Genomic DNA, 17,321 nt, shown 5'->3' on the forward strand with positions numbered 1-17,321 from the left:
CGCGAAGGTTCCGGCTTTCACGGCCCGGCATGGCGCCGGGCCGGCAAGGGCCGCCCCCGGGCTGGAAGCGGGGGGCCGCGCCGTGCGGGCGGTCAGGCCGCCAGGGCGGAGGCGCCGGGGCGATCGACCGACAGCACGAAGAGGCGGTGCGCGGCGATGTCGATGTTGCGCCGGGCCTTCTCGTTCCAGATGCGCTCGGCCTGCTGGGGGTCGTGATAGGGGCCGTAGCATTCCTCGGTGCCGGGCTCGAGTTCCTGCCAGTTCGGATCGGTGAAGACGCCGCCCCAGACGAAGTAGAGCTTCTGGTCTGCCATATGAGCCTCCGGAGTATCGCGGTGCGGCATATCTAGGCCGCCGCACCGCCAAAGGGCAGTCCCGATCGGGGTCCCGGGACCATCGGATTGGCCAAATCTGCCATGTCCTGATCAGGATACCGTCAAAAGGCCCGAAGGAATCCCCCGCCCCCTTGATCCCCGGCATCGCAGCGGCTTCAGCATCGGCCCCGATGCTGAACCCCGCCTCCCCCCTGTCCCGCCTCTTCGACGCGCCGGTGCGGCCCGGCCGGGTGGAATGGATCGGCCTGCGCCCCGCCCGGCGCGCCACGCCGCGCCCGGTGCTGCTGGCGGGGATGGGGCCGGAGGAGGGGCTGGCGGGGGACCACTACAGCAACCGGCAGAGCCGGGCGCGGCAGGTCACGCTGATCCAGGCGGAGCACCTGGCGGCCATCGCCGCCTTCCTGGGGCGGGACCGGGTGGCGCCGGAGGAGATGCGCCGCAACGTCGTGACCGCCGGCATCAACCTGCTGGCGCTGAAGGGGCGGCGCTTCCGGCTCGGCAGCGCGGTGCTGGAGATGACGGGCGAGTGCCATCCCTGTTCCCGCATGGAGGAGGTGCTGGGCCCCGGCGGCTACAACGCCGTGCGCGGCCATGGCGGCATCACCGCGCGGGTGCTGCGGGCCGGGGAGGTGGCGCTGGGCGGGGCCATCCTGCGCCTGGACGGCGCGGACGATCCCGGCCCCGGCGGCACGGGCGCATCCCCGCCGGCCCTGGGCGGTTAGCCTGAGCGGTTAGGGGGTTCCAGGCGGAAAGGTCCGGACTGGGGCCTGGACTGGGGCTGGGACCGGAAGAGCGGAAGGACCGGATGTGAGCACGGGTTTGCTGGCGCTGCTGGACGACATCGCCGGGCTGGCCAAGATGTCGGCCGCCTCGCTGGACGATGTATCCGCCCAGGCGGCGCGGGCCGGGATCAAGGCGGCGGGGGTGGTGGTGGACGACGCGGCGGTGACGCCGCGCTACGTGACCGGCTTCGCGGCCTCCCGCGAACTGCCGATCGTGTGGAAGATCGCCGTCGGCTCGGTGAAGAACAAGCTGCTCTACCTGCTGCCGCTGGCCCTGGTGCTGAGCTTCGTGGCGCCCTGGAGCATCTCCGTGCTGCTGATGCTGGGCGGCGCCTATCTCTGCTACGAAGGCGCCGAGAAGGTCTGGCACGCGATCCACCCCCCATCCGGCGGGGAGGAGCATGAGCCGGCATCCGCGAACCCGGCACCTGCCACGCCATCGCCCGGCTCGTCGGTGTCCGGGGCTCCATCGCCCGGAACCTCGGCGCCCGGAACCTCGGCGTCCGGAGGCGCGGCCGGGGCGAGCCGGCGGGAGGAGGCGCGCGTCCGCAGCGCGATCCAGACGGACTTCATCCTTTCCGCCGAGATCATGGCCCTGACCCTGGCCTCCCTCACCACGGATTCCGTGGTGGCGCAGGCGGTAATCCTGGCGGTGGTGGGGCTGGGGCTTACGGTGCTGGTCTATGGCGGCGTGGCGCTGATCGTGAAGGCGGATGATGTGGGCATGTCGCTGGCAGCCAATCCGTGCCCGGTCTCCAGCCTGCTCGGGCTGCGGCGGCTGCCGCTGGCGCGGGAGCCCTCCGGCGCCGACCGGGCCCTGGCGCCGGTGACGCGGGCGATCGGGCGGGGGCTGGTGCGGGGAATGCCGCCCTTCCTGCGGCTGCTCGGCATCGTCGGCACCGCCGCCATGCTCTGGGTCGGCGGCGGCATCCTGCTGCACGGGATGGAAACCTTCGGCCTGACCCTGCCGGAGCACTGGGTGGAGGCCGCCGCCCATGCGGTCGCGGCGCTGGTGCCCGCCGTCACGGCGGCGGCGGCGTCCTGGATCGTCACGGCCGCGCTGTCCGGCCTGCTGGGGCTGGCGGTGGGCAGCCTGCTGCTCCCCTTCGTCGAGCATCTGGGCGGGCCGGCGCTGGCCTGGGCCGGAGGTCTGTTCGGCCGGAAGCGGCCGGTCGGGGTGGATGCGGGCGGCGGCGGGGGCTGAGGACCGAAGGAGCGGGTCGGGCGGGGAGAGCCGGAAAGCCCTTCTCCGGCCATGCGGCGCGGGAGCGGAATTCTCCTCGTTTCCGTCCCAACTTTGCCAGACTGGACTACTCGGGATCGGGACCCGGACGGTCCAGAATGCGGCCATGACGACGCTCTCCGCCGCCCCGGTCCCCCGCCCCCTGCGCCGCCGTTCCCTGATCGCCGCCGGGCTGCTCGCCGCCCCGGCGCTGCTGAGCCTGCCCCGTGCCGCCAGGGCCGCACCGGTGCTGCGCGTGGGCAACCAGAAGGGCGGGCTGCGCTCGCTGCTGGAAGCCTCCGGCGCGCTGGAGGGCGTGTCCTACGCCATCGAATGGAGCGAGTTCCCCGCCGCCGCGCCGTTGCTGGAGGCGCTGTCGGCCGATGCGCTGGATGTCGGCTCCATGGGCGACCTCGCCTTCTTCTCGGTCTTCGCCTCCGGTGCGCCGCTCCAGGCCTATGCCGCCACCCGGGCCGATCCGCGCTCCCAGGCCATCCTGGTGCGCGGCGACGCACCCTTCCACACACTGGCCGACCTGCGCGGCAAGCGGGTGGCGGGCAATCGCGGCGGCTGGGGCCAGTTCCTGGTGCGGGCCGCGCTGCAACGGGCCGGCCTGCCCCCGGATGCGGTGGAGCATGTCTTTCTCGGCCCCGCCGAGGCGGCGCTGGCCTTCCGCTCGGGCTCCGTGGATGCCTGGGCGATCTGGGAGCCCTATGTCTCCATCGAGGTGGCGCAGTTCGGCGCCCGCGTGCTGGAGGACGGCACGGGCCTCACCCCCACCGTCAGCTTCCTGGCGGCGCACCGCAACGCGCTGCGCGACCGGCACGGCGAACTGGCCGACCTGATGCGGCGGCAGCGCTCGGGCTGGAACTGGGCCACCGCGCACCTGCCGGACTACGCCGCCTACAACGCGAAGCTGATCCGCCTGCCCGAAAAACCCGTGCAGCAGGCCTTCGAGAAGCAGCGGACCCGCGCCGTGCCGCTCGACGAGGCACTGCTGGCGGAGTTGCAGCAGGCCGCCGACCGGGCGGTGGAATTCGGCGTGCTGAAGCAGAGGATCGACGTCACGGCGGCCATCGACAGGGGCTTCCCGCTCGACGCGGCGGGGTAGGGCCGGAGCGTCCGGAACGGCGCCTCAACCCTTCCGCACACCCCAGAACATGGTGCCGCTGGCCTGCACCACCCCGTCGAGGTTGCCGCGCAGCGCCGAGGGCAGGCTGTAGGAGCCGACCGGGACGAAGGGCACCTCCTCCAGCGCGATGCGCTGCATCCCGGCGCAGATACGCTTCTGTTCCGCGAGGTCCGACGCCTTGAACCAGGCGTCGCGCAGGGCCTCCAGCCTGGGGCTGGTCGGCCAGCCGAACCAGCCGCCCTTGCCGTTGCCGCGCAGCGGGAAATGGCTGCCGGGATTGCTCAGGCTGAGCCCGGCCCAGGAGGTGCAGAAGGCGTTCCAGCCTCCTTCGGCGGCCGGCTTGTCGCTGGCCCGCCGCCCGACCAGCGTGCCCCAGTCCATGGTCTGGAAATCGACGTTGAGCCCGATCTGCCGGAACAGGCTCTGCCCCACCTGGGCGATCGGCACCAGCGCCGCCTGGTCCGAGGCGGACAGGAAGACCACCGGCTCGCCCTTGTAGCCGCTCTCGGCCACCAGCCGCCGCGCCAGGGCGAGGTCGCGCTTTCCGGTCAGCGCCTCCATCCCCGCATCGCTCGCCATCGGCGTGCCGGGGGTGAAGACGCCCGTCGGAACCGTCATCAGGTCGGTCTGGTCGCCGACCACGGCGGTCATGAACTCCGCCTGGTCGATGGCCGGCAGGATCGCGCGCACCAGCTTCGGGTTGTCGAAAGGCGGCTGGGTGTGGTTCAGCGCGATCACGCCCGGCGTGGGCAGGGAGGAGGTGGAGACCAGCTTCACCCCCGGCTGCCGGCGCAGCGTGGACAACAGATCGAAGAGCGGGCTTTCCAGCCAGTCCACCTCGCCCTGTTGCAGGGCATTGGCGGCGGTGGCCGGGTCGGGGATGACGCGCCATTCGACCCGCGCCACATTCGCCACCTTGCCGCCCGCCCAGAAGGAGGGCGGCTCCTGCCGCGGCTGGTACTTCGCGAAACGCTCCCAGGCCGAGAAGGAGCCGGAGACGCGTTCGCCCGGCAGGTAGCGGAAGGGGCCGCTGCCGATGGCGTCGGTGATCTGGGCGAAGGCATCCACCTTCGCCTGCCGCTCCGGCATGATCATGCAGATATCCGGCCCGCCCAGCGCGAAGGTCATCAGCGGGAAGGGCGCCTTCAGCCGGATGCGGAAGCGCCGGTCGTCCAGCGCCGCGATCTCGTCGGCCAGGGCCAGGAGCTGTTGCCCGAAGCCCTTGCGTTTGCCCCAGCGGTTGATGGAGGCCACGCAGTCGGCCGCGCGCACCGGCTCGTTGTCGTGGAACAGCAGCCCGTCCCGCAGGGTGAAGGTCCAGCTCAGCCCGTCATCCGAGACCTCGTGCCCCGCCACCATCTGCGGCTGTGGCGTCAGCGACGCGTCGATGCCGTAGAGCGTGTCGTAGACCATCATCCCGTGGTTGAAGGCGACCGTCGCCGTGGTCCACACCGGATCGAGGCTCGACAGGTCGGCCTGCGGCACGAAGCGCAGCGTGCCGGCGGGGGTGGCCGCCAGGGAAGGCCGCGCGAGGCCGGTGCCCGCCGCCAGGGCCGCACCGCCCGCGAGGAACTGTCTGCGCCGCATCGCCCGCCCTCCTCCGGATCGCCGGAGAGCGAGCTTGACGGCGTGGCGGCCCCGGAGGCCAGCGAAATAGAGACGCTCTCCCACCGGCATGATGGCGCCGCGCGGCGTGGTTGATGCCGTCCTGTGCAGGATCGCGCGGCAGCCCGGGCGTTCGCCGCGAAAGCGGGCGAGGCCCTGCGTCCCCGCCCAGCTCCACGCCAGTTCCCTGGGGACCGGACCCCAGGCTGACGCCCACCACCGGCGCCAACTCAGGCCCGGGGTCCGGGGGCCGGCGTCGGTCCCCGGCGGAGAGGGTCCGGGAGAGGCAGAGCCTCTCCCGGGGGCGACGAGCAGGGTGCCACGCCCCCGGGGCCCCCGGGGGAGCGCGGTTGTTCCGTCAGGGCACCAGGACGCCGGCGGCGCGTTCCGCCGCCATGGCGCGGCGATGCGACAGCAGGGTCGCCACCAGCCCCAGCACCGCCGCGACGGAGAGCCAGAGGCCGGGGATGGCGCGGTTGCCGGTGACCTCGATCAGCCAGGTGCAGATCGCCGGGGTGAAGCCGCCGAAGGTGGCGGTGGCCAGCGAATAGGCGAGCGAGAAGCCGGAGGTGCGGACCTCCGCCGGCATGATCTCCGTCAGATAGACCACCATGGCGCCGTTGTAGGAGCCGTAGAGGAAGGACAGCCACAGGAGCGACAGCAGCAGCCGGTCGAAGGAGGGCGCGGCCACCAGCCAGGAGATCACCGGATAGGCCGTGGCAATGGCCAGCACGGTGCAGGCCACCAGCACGGGAAAGCGCCCCAGCCGGTCGGAGATGGCGCCGCCGATGGGCAGCCAGATCAGGTTGGAAACGCCGACGCAGAGGGTGACGATCAGCGCGTCGGTGGAGGCGAGGTGCAGCACCTCCCGCCCATAGGTCGGGGTATAGGCGGTGATCAGGTAGAAGGACACGGTGGTCATCGTGACCATCATCATGCCCAGCAGCACCACCTGCCAGTTGGCGGCCACCGAGCGCAGGATCTCGCCCGCCGTCGGGCGGCGGTGCCGCGTCTGCTCCAGGAAGGCCTCGGTCTCGGGCAGGGAGCGGCGGATATAGAAGAGGTAGGGCACGATCAGGCAGCCCACCAGCAGCGGCACGCGCCAGCCCCAGGCATCCATCTGCGCCGGGGACAGCAGGCTGGCCAGCGTCACGCCGAGCAGCGCGGCGAAGATCACCGCCACCTGCTGGCTGCCCGACTGCCAGGAGACGTAGAAGCCCTTGTTGCCGGGCGTCGCGATCTCCGAAAGATAGACGGACACGCCGCCCAGCTCCACGCCGGCGGAGAAGCCCTGCAGCAGCCGGCCGATCAGCACCAGCACCGGCGCCATCAGCCCGATCGTCGCATAGCCCGGCACCACGGCGATGGAGAGCGTGCCCACCGCCATCATCGCCAGCGTCAGCAGCAGCCCGTTGCGGCGGCCGTGCCGGTCGATATAGGCGCCCAGCACCAGCGCGCCGAGCGGGCGCATCAGGAAGCCGACGCCGAAGGCCGCGAGCGACGCCATCAGCGAGGCGAAGGGGTTCTGCGAGGGAAAGAAGGTCCGGCCGATGGCGGCGGCGTAGTAGCCGTAGACCGTGAAATCGTACATCTCCAGGAAGTTGCCGGAGGCAACCCGGAAGACGTTCTTGATCTGGTCTTTTCGGGAGGAGGGGGTGGGCAAGAGGGCATGCTCCCAGCAGGCAGTCTTCTGTCAGCTAGACCTCATGGCCATCCGGAAACATGGGCCGGAAGATTACGGAAAATTTGCATGCTTCTGTCCGTCAGGTCATTCCGGCTTCCGGCCGCCGGATTTCCGCCGACGGAGCCCGTCGCGGCGCTTGCCGGCGCCGTTCGGAACATAATATGAACATTCATGCAGAGCCGTGCCATGGACCTCCGCCGGAAGCTGGAAATCCTCGCCGACGCGGCGAAATACGATGCCTCCTGCGCCTCCTCCGGCTCCGAGAAGCGGGACAGCCGCGACGGCGGCCTGGGCAGCACCGAGGGGATGGGCATCTGCCACGCCTATGCGCCGGACGGGCGCTGCATCTCCCTTCTGAAGGTGCTGCTGACCAATGCCTGCGTCTATGACTGCGCCTACTGCATCAACCGTGCCTCCTCGAACGTGCCGCGGGCGCGCTTCACGGTGGCGGAGTTGGTCGGGCTGACGCTCGACTTCTACCGGCGGAATTATATCGAGGGGCTGTTCCTGTCCTCCGGCATCATCCGCTCGCCGGACTACACGATGGAGCAGATCCTCCGCGTGGCGCGGGAACTGCGGGAGGATCACGGCTTCCGGGGCTATATCCACCTCAAGACCATCCCCGATGCCGATCCGGCGCTGCTGGCGCAGGCGGGGGCCTATGCCGACCGGCTGAGCATCAATGTCGAGCTGCCGAAGGTGGAGAGCCTGGCCCGGCTGGCCCCGGAGAAGGACAGCGGCGCCATCAAGCGCGCCATGGGCGACCTTCGGCTGCGCATCGAGGGTGCGGCGGAGGCAAGGCGGGAGCACGAGGCCGGGCGGGTCCGGGCCACGCCGCCGCGCTTCGCCCCGGCGGGGCAGAGCACGCAGATGATCGTGGGCGCGGATGGCGTGGACGACCGCCAGATCCTGGGCACCACGGCGGCGCTCTACGGCTCCTACCGGCTGCGTCGGGTCTATTTCTCCGCCTATTCGCCCATCCCCGACGCGCCCGCCCTGTTGCCGCCCATGGCGCCGCCCCTGGTCCGCGAGCACCGGCTCTACCAGGCGGACTGGCTGATGCGCTTCTACGGCTTCGAGGCCGGGGAGATCGTGGCGCCAGCCGGGGAGGACGGCGCCGCGCCGGGCATGCTGGATCTCGACATCGATCCCAAGCTCGCCTGGGCGCTGCGCAACCGGCACCGCTTCCCGGTGGACCTGAACCGGGCGGGGCGGGAGATGCTGCTGCGCGTACCGGGGCTGGGGGCGAAGACGGTGGAGCGCGTGATCGCCGCACGGCGGCACCGGACGCTGCGGCTGGAGGATCTGGCGCGGCTGCACATCCCGCTGCGGAAGGTGGCGCCCTTCTTGATCGCCGCCGGGCATCATCCGCGCACCGGGTTGCTCGACCGCGCCGACCTGCGCGCCCTGCTGTCGCCGGAGGGAGGGCTGGCCGCCTCCCTGCCCATGGCGCCGCCGGGGCGCCCCCGCCAGCTTTCGCTCTTCGCCGTCCTCCCTGGCCCGGAAGGCGCTCATGGAGAAGGCGCGCATGCATAGCGTCGCCCTGGAGGCGCCCGACGACTTCGCCGGCTGGCGGGCGGCGGCGCGGGCGCTGGTGATCGCCGGCATCGCGCCGGAACGGGTCTCCTGGTCCAGCCCCGCCGATCCGCCCGCCCTGCTGGCCGGGCCACCGCCGCCGGAGGCACCGGAGGACGCCCCGGCGCCGCGCGTGCCAAGGGCCTTCCCGGAACTGGCCGAACAGGTGATCCGCCACCGCGATCCGGAGCGCTTCGCCCTGCTGCACCGGCTGCTGCACCGGCTCCAGGCGGAGCGGGGGCTGCTGGAAGTGGCCTCCGACCCCGATGTGGGGCGCGCCGAGGCCATGGCCCGCGCGGTGCGGCGGGACGCACACAAGATGCATGCCTTCGTCCGCTTCCGGGAGATGCGGGTCGCGCCGGGCGAGGACGGCGCCCGCTTCGTCGCCTGGTTCGAGCCGGGGCACCACATCCTACGCGCCGAGGCGGGCTTCTTCCGGCGGCGCTTCGCGGCCCTGCGCTGGAGCATCCTGACGCCCGGAGGCTCGGCGCACTGGGAGGGGCCAGGAGAGGGACCGGGGGAGGGACCGGAAGGCGGAGAGGTCCGCTTCGGCCCCGGCGCCCGCCGCGCCGATGCCCCGGCCGAGGATGCGGCGGAGGATCTCTGGCGCACCTACTTCGGCGCCATCTTCAACCCTGCCCGGCTGAAGACCGGCGCGATGCTGGCGGAGATGCCCCGCCGCTACTGGCGCAACCTGCCCGAGGCGCGCGACATTCCCCGCCTGATCGCCGAGGCCCCCGCCCGGGTCGCCGCCATGGTGGAGCGCGGCGCCACCCCGCCCGCCCCAAGGCGCCAGCGGACGGCGCATCTTGTCTCCCTCCCGGGCGGCCGTCCGGATGGCCTGCACCCGGTGGCCCCCTCGCGCGTTGGAACCGCCGCCATGCCCCATGCCCAGACCCAGGCGGACAGCGACGTCCCCGCCGCCCTCGCCGCGCTGAAGCGCGAGATCGAGACCCGCAACGACCTGCCGGACTGGGCCGGGCAAGCGACGCAGCTCGTCTTCGGCGAGGGGCCTCCCGCTGCCCTGCTGATGTTCGTGGGCGAGCAGCCGGGCGACGAGGAGGATCTCGCCGGCCGGCCCTTCGTCGGCCCCGCCGGGCGGCTCTTCAACCGGGCGATGGAGGAGGCGGGCGTCGCGCGGGACGAGGCCTATGTCACCAACGCGGTGAAGCACTTCAAATTCGCCCCGACCGGCAAGCGGCGCCTGCACCAGACGCCGGATGCCGGAGACATCACCTATTACCGGCCCTTCCTGGAGCACGAGATCGCCCTGGTGGCGCCGCGCCTGCTGGTCACGCTCGGCGCCACGGCGCTGCGCGCCGTCACCGGCCGCGCCATGCCGGTGACCAAGGTGCGGGGCAACGTGCTGCGCGCGCCGGACGGGCGCCTCTTCTACCCGACCGTCCACCCATCCTATCTGCTGCGGATTCCCGATTCCGCCATGAAGGCCCGCGAATACGACCGTTTCGTGGAGGATCTGGCCAAGGCCGCCGCCACCGCGCGCAGCCTGCCCGCCGCGGCCTGACGCCGCCGGATGGGACACCGGGGCAGGCTGTCCTCCGCAGGCAGGCCGTCTGCCCCGGAGGCCTGACCCCGCCACGCGGTCCCCAACGCCCTTGCTTCCTCGGTCCGGCTCAGGCTATGGGAATAAAATCAACGCCCCGGCACGACGCAACTGGCCCCTGAATACGAGAGCCCAGGAAGCATTCTCCCTCCCTGTGCCGTCAGGAGAACCCCACCTCCATCCGTGCGGATAAAGGCCTAAAATCCTAAAATCTTAAAGCCCTAAAATCCGCGATGGCATGAGGGTGGACAGCACCGGACCGTGACGCTTCCGATGATCCATGCCCTCCGCCCTTCGCATCAGGGAGCCGGTTTCGGAGCTTCGTTGGTGCCGGGCCGGTCGGGTTTCTTCTCGTCCGTCGGGGGCGTGGCACCGTCGCCCGCGGCGGCAGGCGGGGTCGCGGCCGGCTTCTCGCTCTCCGGACGGCTCTCCGGCGATCCGGGTTTCGGTTCGGCGGTGGGCTTCGGCACCTCCTGCTTCTCCGCAGGCGGCTTCGCCGGCGCGGCGGGCTGGGAGGCCGGCAGCTGAGACGCGGGCGACCGGGAGTCGGCGGGCGGCGCGGCCGGGGTCTCGGGCTTCGTCTGGGGTGCCGGCTGAGGCACCGGCTGAGGCACCGGCTGAGGCGCCGGCTGAGGCGCCGGCTGAGGCGCCGTCTGGGGCTTCGGCGCCGGTTCGGGCGTGGGCGCACGGGCCGGCAGCACCACGATGGTGACGTTGCGCTGGTTGCGGTTCTCGGTGCTGCGGCTGAAGCCGGCGACGCGCGCCTCGCTCCGCAGGCGCCCGGCGGGGATGCCGTACTGCGCCGTCAGCGCCTCCGCCACCGCCCGCGCGCGGCTGGCCGCGAGCCGGACATTGCTGGTCTGGCCGCCCTCCCGGTCGCTGTGGCCCAGCACGCAGACATCGCGGTCCGGTTCCGCCTTGATCAGTTGGGCGGCGGCGGCGAGTCCGCTGCGGGCCGCCTCCGTGACCTGGGCATTGCCGGAGCGGAAGGGGATGGCGAAGACATCGTCCTCCAGCCGTTCCGCCCCGACGCAGCTGAAATCCCGCCGCGGGGCCTGGGCCGTGGCCTGGGTGGCCGCCAGGGACAGGATCGCGGGGGCGAGGATCGCGGCCAGCAGGCCGGGCAGCAACGGAACCATCACGAGGCCGCCTGGGCGAGCAGCCCGGCCCCGGCGAGGCGCTGGAGGAAGCCGGCGGCATCCACACCCGGATGCGCCCGGCTGAGCCCGGCCTCGTCCACCTCCCGCCGCGACAGGATCCAGCCGGCGGCCTCGGCCTCGGCGGGGGACAGGGGCAGGGTGCCGGACCCGGTCTTCAGCAGCCATTCGCTGCCGCGCCGCACGGGCTTCGCGCCCTCCGCCACGACGCGGAAGCCACCCTCGCCGCTCTCGGCCGGGGCGGCCGCTTCCTCGGGCACGCTCAGCCCCCGGGTGGCGAGGAGGCTGTTGCCGCCGCGGTGGAAACGGTGCTCGGCGACGAGGCGGCCCAGCATCTCCAGCACCCGCGGTTCGCGGCAGTATTCCGACAGCCGGGTGCCGAGCTGCCCGGCCCGCGTGTTCAGGGCGAATTGCGCGGCGGGGGTGCCGTCCTGGCGGGGCAGGGGCTGGCGGAAGAGCGGGTCCTGGATCGCACGCTCGAACAGCATCGACAGCAGGTCCAGCCCCAGCGGCGCATTGGCGCCATAGGCGACATGGACGGAGGTGTCGGCCTCGGTGATCGCGTCGTGATACCAGCCGCGCGGCAGGTAGAGCAGGTCGCCGGCCTTCAGCACCACCTTCTCGCGCAGCGGTCCCTTGGCCTGCTCGTGATGCGCCTGGCCGAGATTGCGGAAGGAGGGATGGCTGATCGGCCATTCCGCCCGGTTGCTCCAGATGTTCCAGACCTTCTCGCCCTCGACCTGCACCGCCCAGACGTCGTGCGTGTCGAAATGGGCCGGGAAGGCCTTGTGCTGGCGGAAGGAGATATAGACGTTGGCCTGCGCCTTGCCGAGCCCGGCATCCTCCAGCGCGTCGCTGACCGAGGCGAGGCCGGGGGTCAGGCTGTCCACGTCGTTCATGACGATCGAGGCGCCGCGTGCCACCCAGTCGCGCAGCTTGCGGGAATCGGGCTGCTGCACCGCCTGCCCGTCGCGGCCGGTGGCGCGGATGCAATAGGCCTCCGGCGGCACGGCCTGGGTGTCCATCATCACGCGCAGCGACTGGCTGGACCAGATATGGGTCATGTCCAGCAGCCGGTCGATCGCGCGCCAGGACAGCACGGCGGCGAACTTCGCCGCGCCGCCCGGGATGTGCAGCGGCTGCCGGTCGTGGAACTCGGCGAAAAAGCGTTCCGGCGTGACCGGCGACAGCAGATCGGAAAGCGACAGGGCCATGGCGCGCAGCCTAGCCGAGGGCCGGGCGGCCGTCATCGTCACCTCCGGGGGCCGTCACCCCGCATGCCGCGCATCGCCGGCATCTGTGGCGTGGTTGCATCGGCGGGCCGCTCCGCCACCGGCCCGCCGGTGAGGCGAAGGCCGGGAGATGGGGCCGGGGAAGATGAGGTGCGGTGCGCGGAAGCGTCACCGGCGCGTGCCTTGCGTCCCCCGGACAGGGCGCCGATACCAGCGGGGACGCCAGGAACCGCCCTGTGCAACCGGACCGCAGCAAGCAGGCCGGGGCAGGGCAGAGCACAAGGACGAGGACCATGCCGCAGGACGCCAGCCCCGCCGGACGTGGAGTGGAACAGGGAACCGGATCGGACCGGCTGCGGGTGGAGATCCTCGGCGCCGCCGGGGAGGCGGCGCGGCGGCTCGCGCCGGCCCTGCCGGAAGACCTGCCGGTGCTGCTGCGCCATCTCTTCGAGGCCCTGCCGACCGCCGAGCTGGCGGCCGAATCGCCCGAAGCGCTGGCCGCGGCGGCGATCTCGCTCTGGTCCCTGGCCTCCGAGCGGAAGCCCGCCGAGGCGAAGCTGCGGCTCCAGCCGCCGGGCCCAGGGCGCGGCGGCGCGTTGCTGGAGATCGTGACGGACGACATGCCCTTCCTGGTGGACAGCGCCATGGCGGCGCTGACCCTGTCCGGGCGCACGGTGCGGCGGCTGCTGCATCCGGTGATGACGGTGCGCCGCGACGCCGGAGGGCGGCTGCTGGGCTTCGACCCCCAGGAGACAGCCGAGCGGGGGACGGCCGAGAGCATGATGCGCATCGAGGTGTCGCCCGCCCCCGCCCGGCTGCTGGGCGAGGACGCCGCCCCGGCGGAGGACTGGCCCGGCGTGGAGGCCACGCTGCGGCGGACCCTGGCCGATCTGCGCCAGGCCGTGTCCGACTATCCCGCCATGCGCGCGCAGCTCCGTCTCGCGGCCCAGGACGTGGCGGGCGCGCCGTCGGGGGCGGAGGTCAGCGATTTCCTGCGCTGGCTCGACGAGGACAATTTCGTGCTGCTCGGCCATCGCCGGCTGCGGCTGGAAGCCCCGGACGGGGCCGCGCCCAAGGCCACGCAGGAGGATGAGGGGCTGGGCCTGCTGCGCGACCCGGCCCTGCCGGTCTTCGATGCCCTGCCCCCCCTGCCGGAAGGCGAGGCGGCGCGGACCACGATCCCCGCCCTGACCGTGGCCAAGGCGGGGACGCGCGCCCGGGTGCACCGGCCGGTGCATCTCGACCTGATCCTGACGCCGGTGGTGCTGGAGGGGCGGGTCGTGGCCGTCCACGGCTTCCTCGGCCTCTTCGCGGCCACGGCCTACAACCGCAACCCGCGCTCCATCCCCTGGCTCTCCTCCAAGGTGCAGCGCATCCTCGACGCCGCCGGCGCCATGCCGGAGAGCCATGACGAGCGGGCGCTGCGCTTCATCCTCGACACCTGGCCGCGCGACGAGCTGTTCCAGGCGGGCGAGGCGGAGATCCTGGCGGCGGCGCGCCGGGTGCTGGACCTGCAACTGCGCCCGCGCCCGGCGCTGATGCTGCGGCGCGACCCCTCGGGGCGCTCGGTCGCCGCCATCGCCTGGCTGCCGCGCGACACCTTCGACACGCGGCTGCGGGAACGCGTGGGGCGGCTGCTGGCCGGGGCCTTCGACGGGCGGCTCGCCTCGGTGGGCGTGGCGCTGGGCGACGGGCCGCTGGCGCGGGTCCACTACATCATCGCGACAACCCCCGGTGCCGTCCCCCAGGTGGACGACACGGTGCTGGAGGCGGCGATGGCGCAGGCCGCGCGCTCCTTCGCCGACCGGCTGGGCGACGCCTTGGCGCGCGACCGGGGGGAGGACGAGGCGGCACGGCTGCTCGCCCGCTGGGCCGAGGGCTTCCCGCCCGCCTATCGCGAGGAAACGCCCGCGGCGCTGGCGGTGGCCGACCTGCGGCTGGCGGAGGAGGCGATCGGCCAGGGACGGCTGGCGGCGCGGATCGAGCGCGCGCCGGGCGATGACGCGCGGCGGCTGACGCTGCGGCTGGTGCGGCCGGGCGGGCCGCTGCCCCTGGCCGACGCGCTGCCGCTCTTCGAAGCGCTGGACCTGCGGGCGCTGGAGGAGGTGCCGCACCGGCTGGCCCCGGCGGGTGCAATGCCGGCGGTGCTGCATGTCTTCACGCTGCAGGCCGGTTGCGAGGCGCGTCCGGAGCGCTTCCCGGCGCTGCTGGTGGCACTGGAGGCGCTGCTGACCGGCCGGGCCGAGGCGGACGGCTTCAACCGGCTGGTGCTGCGCGCCGGGCTGGACTGGCGGGAGTGCTGGCTGCTGCGAGCCCTGTTCCGCTGGCTCAAGCAGGTGGGCTTCGCCTTCAGCCAGGAGGCGGTGACCGGCGCGCTGGCGGCGCAGCCCGAGGCGGCGCGGCTGCTGGTGGACCTGTTCAACGCGCGCTTCGATCCCGCGCGGCCGCGCGACGAGGCGGCCGAGGCGGTGCTCGCGCGGCGCTGGGATGCGCTGCTGGAGGCGAATGCGGACCCGGACGCGGACCGCATCTTCACCCGGCTGCGGCGCCTGCTGGATGCGGTGCTGCGCACCAACTACTTCCAGGAGCGCGACCGGCTGGTGCTGAAGATCGACAGCGCCGCGGCGGGCGAGATGCCGCTGCCGCGGCCCTGGCGCGAGATCTTCGTGCATGCCGCGACGATGGAGGGCTGCCACCTGCGCGCCGGCCCGGTGGCGCGGGGCGGCATCCGCTGGAGCGACCGGCGCGAGGATTTCCGCACCGAGATCCTGGGGCTGATGAAGGCGCAGCGCCTGAAGAACGTGGTGATCGTGCCGACCGGCGCGAAGGGCGGCTTCGTGCTCAAGGGCAGCGTGCCCACGGAGCGCGAGGGCTTCATGGCGGCGGGGCAGGCGGCCTATCGCCAGCTCGTGCGCGGCATGCTCGACGTCACCGACAATTACGGCGCCGATGGCGGCGTGGTGGTGCCGGACCGCGTGGTGCGCCGCGACGGCGACGATCCCTATATCGTCGCTGCCGCCGACAAGGGCACCGCCACCTTCTCCGACATCGCCAACGGCATCTCGGCGGAATACGGCTTCTGGCTGGGCGACGCCTTCGCCTCGGGTGGCAGCCAAGGCTATGACCACAAGGCGATGGGCATCACCGCCAAGGGCGCCTGGGTGATGATCGCGCGGCATTTCCGCGAGATGGGGCGCGACATCCAGCGCGAGCCCTTCACCGTGGCGGGCGTCGGCGACATGAGCGGCGACGTCTTCGGCAACGGGCTGCTGGTGTCGCGCCAGACGCGGCTGGTGGCAGCCTTCGACCACCGCCACATCTTCCTCGACCCGGACCCCGATCCCGAGGCGTCCTACAACGAGCGCGAGCGGCTCTTCCGCCTGCCGCGCTCCTCCTGGGCGGATTACGAGGCGCGGCGGATCAGCGAGGGCGGCGGCGTCTTCCCGCGCAACGCCAAGTTCCTGCCGCTGAGTCCGCAGGCACAGCGGCTGCTGGGCCTCGCGAAGGAGCGCGCGGAGCCGGCCGAGGTGATGAAGGCGATCCTGACGCTGGATGTGGACCTGCTCTATTTCGGCGGCATCGGCACCTATGTGAAAGGCGCCGGCGAGACCCAGGCCGAGGCGGGCGACCGCGCCAACGACGCGCTGCGCGTCAATGGTGGCCAGTTGCGCGCCCGTGTGCTGGGCGAGGGCGCCAATCTCGGCATCACCCAGGCAGGGCGGATCGAGGCGGCTCGAGCCGGCGTGCGGCTGAACACTGATGCGCTCGACAATTCCGCCGGCGTCAGCACCTCCGACCACGAGGTGAACATCAAGATCCTGCTGGCCGACGCCACCGCCTCCGGTGCGCTGACCATGCAGGGGCGCGACACGCTGCTGGCGGAGATGACCGACGAGCTGGCGGGGCAGGTGCTGGCCGACAATGTCGAGCAGTCCCTGGCCGTCAGCCTGGAGGAAGCGGCGGGCGCCGAGGCGCTACCGGCGCATGCGCTGCTGATGACGCGGCTGGAATCCGCCGGGCTGCTGGACCGCGCCGTGGCGGGCCTGCCGGATGCGGCGGCGATGGCGGCGCGGATCGCCGCCGGGGATGCGCTGACGCGGCCCGAGATCGCAGCGCTGCTGCCGGTGGCCAAGCTCTGGCTGACGGATGCGATCGAGGCGAGCGACCTGCCGGACGACCCGGCGTTGCTGCCGCTGCTGGTGGACTACTTCCCGACGCCGCTGCGGCGCCGCTTCTCGGCCGAGGCGCAGCGGCACCGGCTGCGGCGCGAGCTGATCGCGACGGTGCTCGGCAACCTCGTCGCCAACCGGATCGGGCCGGCGGGGCTGGCGCGGCTGACGGCGGAATCCGATCCGGCCACCGTGGCCCGGGCGGCTTGGCTGGCGGGCGCGCTGTTCCGCACCGACGCGGCGGCGGATGCGATCGACCGCTCCGACGCGCCCTGGCCGCGGCGGCGCGACGCGCTGCTGGCGCTGCGGACCCTGCAGGAAACGGCGGCGCGCGGGCTGCTCACCGGCCGGGAGATGCGCCGGCCGCTGGACGAGGCGCTGGACGGGTTGCTGCCCGGCACGGCAGCGCTGGTGGCGGCGGTGCCGGCGGGCGAGGTGGACCCGCTGCTGCCGCCCGAGCCCGCGCGGTTGGCGGCGGCTGCTCCGGCCCTGCTGCCGGCACTGGGCGTGCTGCGGCTGGCCGCGGCCGCCGGGGCCGCGCCGGGCGAGGCCGCGCAGGCCTGGGCCGAGGCGGGGCGGCGCATGGGGCTGGACGCGCTGCGCGGCGCCGCCCAGTCGGCCCCGGCGGGCGGGGCCTTCGGCGCCCGCGCCCGGGCGGCGCTGCTGGACGAGCTGGACGGGCTGCAGGCACGCTTCGCCCGGGTGCTGCTGGAAGGGCGCGATCCGGCGGCGGGCGCGGAGGCGGCGCTGGCCACGGCGCGCGAGGCAGCCGCGGTGCCGGACCTGGCGGCCGTGACCGTGGCGCTGCGGGTGCTGGCGCGCCTGCCGGGGTGAGGCGGGGCGGGGGGGGGTATCGGCTACCCC

Annotated in this window: 11 protein-coding genes; 6 read left to right on the plus strand and 5 right to left on the minus strand. The window is 73.0% G+C overall.

Annotated features, from left to right (window positions below):
• Positions 1–92 precede the first annotated feature (92 nt).
• Positions 93–314 carry a DUF4170 domain-containing protein gene (locus RGI145_RS02890; protein ID WP_075797160.1) on the minus strand — a complete coding sequence of 74 codons (222 nt, stop codon included), beginning with the start codon at positions 312–314 and terminating at the stop codon, positions 93–95.
• A 191-nt stretch (positions 315–505) separates the two neighbouring features.
• Between RGI145_RS02890 and RGI145_RS02895 the strand changes: the two genes are divergently transcribed.
• The 3 genes from RGI145_RS02895 (at position 506) to RGI145_RS02905 (ending at position 3,450) form a co-directional block, all read left to right on the plus strand.
• Positions 506–1,057 (plus strand): MOSC domain-containing protein, encoded by a 552-nt coding sequence (locus tag RGI145_RS02895; RefSeq protein ID WP_075797161.1) that lies wholly within the window; start codon positions 506–508, stop codon positions 1,055–1,057.
• A gap of 85 nt (positions 1,058–1,142) precedes the next feature.
• Positions 1,143–2,321 (plus strand): DUF808 domain-containing protein, encoded by a 1,179-nt coding sequence (locus RGI145_RS02900; protein ID WP_075797162.1) that lies wholly within the window; start codon positions 1,143–1,145, stop codon positions 2,319–2,321.
• A 145-nt stretch (positions 2,322–2,466) separates the two neighbouring features.
• The gene (locus RGI145_RS02905; protein ID WP_075797163.1) at positions 2,467–3,450 is read left to right on the plus strand and encodes an ABC transporter substrate-binding protein; all 984 of its coding nucleotides are present in this window, start codon (positions 2,467–2,469) and stop codon (positions 3,448–3,450) included.
• 24 nt (positions 3,451–3,474) lie between these two features.
• On the opposite strand, the gene RGI145_RS02910 is transcribed toward RGI145_RS02905, so the two are convergent.
• Together RGI145_RS02910 and tcuC are read right to left on the minus strand one after the other, a co-directional pair.
• Positions 3,475–5,058, minus strand: a complete 1,584-nt coding sequence (locus RGI145_RS02910) for an ABC transporter substrate-binding protein (RefSeq protein ID WP_075797164.1) — start codon at positions 5,056–5,058, stop codon at positions 3,475–3,477.
• Positions 5,059–5,434: 376 nt separating this feature from the next.
• Positions 5,435–6,739 carry an MFS transporter gene (gene tcuC, locus RGI145_RS02915; protein ID WP_075797165.1) on the minus strand — a complete coding sequence of 435 codons (1,305 nt, stop codon included), beginning with the start codon at positions 6,737–6,739 and terminating at the stop codon, positions 5,435–5,437.
• Between the two features lie 192 nt (positions 6,740–6,931).
• Here tcuC and RGI145_RS02920 point away from each other — a divergent pair, with 192 nt between their 5' ends.
• Positions 6,932–8,296, plus strand: coding sequence for a putative DNA modification/repair radical SAM protein (locus RGI145_RS02920; RefSeq protein WP_237183183.1), 1,365 nt, complete (start codon positions 6,932–6,934; stop codon positions 8,294–8,296).
• Positions 8,289–9,860 (plus strand): UdgX family uracil-DNA binding protein, encoded by a 1,572-nt coding sequence (locus RGI145_RS02925; RefSeq protein WP_075799781.1) that lies wholly within the window; start codon positions 8,289–8,291, stop codon positions 9,858–9,860. Before RGI145_RS02920 ends, RGI145_RS02925 begins: the two co-directional genes overlap by 8 nt.
• Before the next feature lie 338 nt (positions 9,861–10,198).
• Here RGI145_RS02925 and RGI145_RS02930 read toward each other — a convergent pair whose 3' ends face one another.
• Both RGI145_RS02930 and RGI145_RS02935 read right to left on the minus strand, forming a co-directional pair.
• Positions 10,199–11,038, minus strand: coding sequence for an OmpA family protein (locus tag RGI145_RS02930; protein WP_083670329.1), 840 nt, complete (start codon positions 11,036–11,038; stop codon positions 10,199–10,201).
• Positions 11,038–12,306, minus strand: coding sequence for a cupin domain-containing protein (locus RGI145_RS02935; RefSeq protein ID WP_237183184.1), 1,269 nt, complete (start codon positions 12,304–12,306; stop codon positions 11,038–11,040). The genes RGI145_RS02930 and RGI145_RS02935 overlap by 1 nt, the downstream gene beginning before the upstream one ends.
• Positions 12,307–12,581: 275 nt before the next feature.
• Between RGI145_RS02935 and RGI145_RS02940 the strand changes: the two genes are divergently transcribed.
• A complete protein-coding gene (locus tag RGI145_RS02940; RefSeq protein WP_075797167.1) occupies positions 12,582–17,291 on the plus strand; it encodes an NAD-glutamate dehydrogenase in 4,710 nt (1,569 codons plus the stop codon).
• Positions 17,292–17,321: the final 30 nt, after the last annotated feature.

This window comes from Roseomonas gilardii (assembly GCF_001941945.1).
In the GTDB taxonomy this organism is placed as follows: domain Bacteria; phylum Pseudomonadota; class Alphaproteobacteria; order Acetobacterales; family Acetobacteraceae; genus Roseomonas.

Bases quoted from the DNA above. Each gene is read 5' to 3' on its own strand.
- RGI145_RS02935 (WP_237183184.1), bottom strand. From the start codon at position 12,306: ATGACGGCCGCCCGGCCCTCGGCTAGGCTGCGCGCCATGGCCCTGTCG.
- RGI145_RS02895 (WP_075797161.1), top strand. From the start codon at position 506: ATGCTGAACCCCGCCTCCCCCCTGTCCCGCCTCTTCGACGCGCCGGTG.
- RGI145_RS02920 (WP_237183183.1), top strand. From the start codon at position 6,932: ATGCAGAGCCGTGCCATGGACCTCCGCCGGAAGCTGGAAATCCTCGCC.
- RGI145_RS02890 (WP_075797160.1), bottom strand. From the start codon at position 314: ATGGCAGACCAGAAGCTCTACTTCGTCTGGGGCGGCGTCTTCACCGAT.
- RGI145_RS02910 (WP_075797164.1), bottom strand. From the start codon at position 5,058: ATGCGGCGCAGACAGTTCCTCGCGGGCGGTGCGGCCCTGGCGGCGGGC.
- RGI145_RS02940 (WP_075797167.1), top strand. From the start codon at position 12,582: ATGCCGCAGGACGCCAGCCCCGCCGGACGTGGAGTGGAACAGGGAACC.
- RGI145_RS02925 (WP_075799781.1), top strand. From the start codon at position 8,289: ATGCATAGCGTCGCCCTGGAGGCGCCCGACGACTTCGCCGGCTGGCGG.
- RGI145_RS02905 (WP_075797163.1), top strand. From the start codon at position 2,467: ATGACGACGCTCTCCGCCGCCCCGGTCCCCCGCCCCCTGCGCCGCCGT.
- RGI145_RS02930 (WP_083670329.1), bottom strand. From the start codon at position 11,038: ATGGTTCCGTTGCTGCCCGGCCTGCTGGCCGCGATCCTCGCCCCCGCG.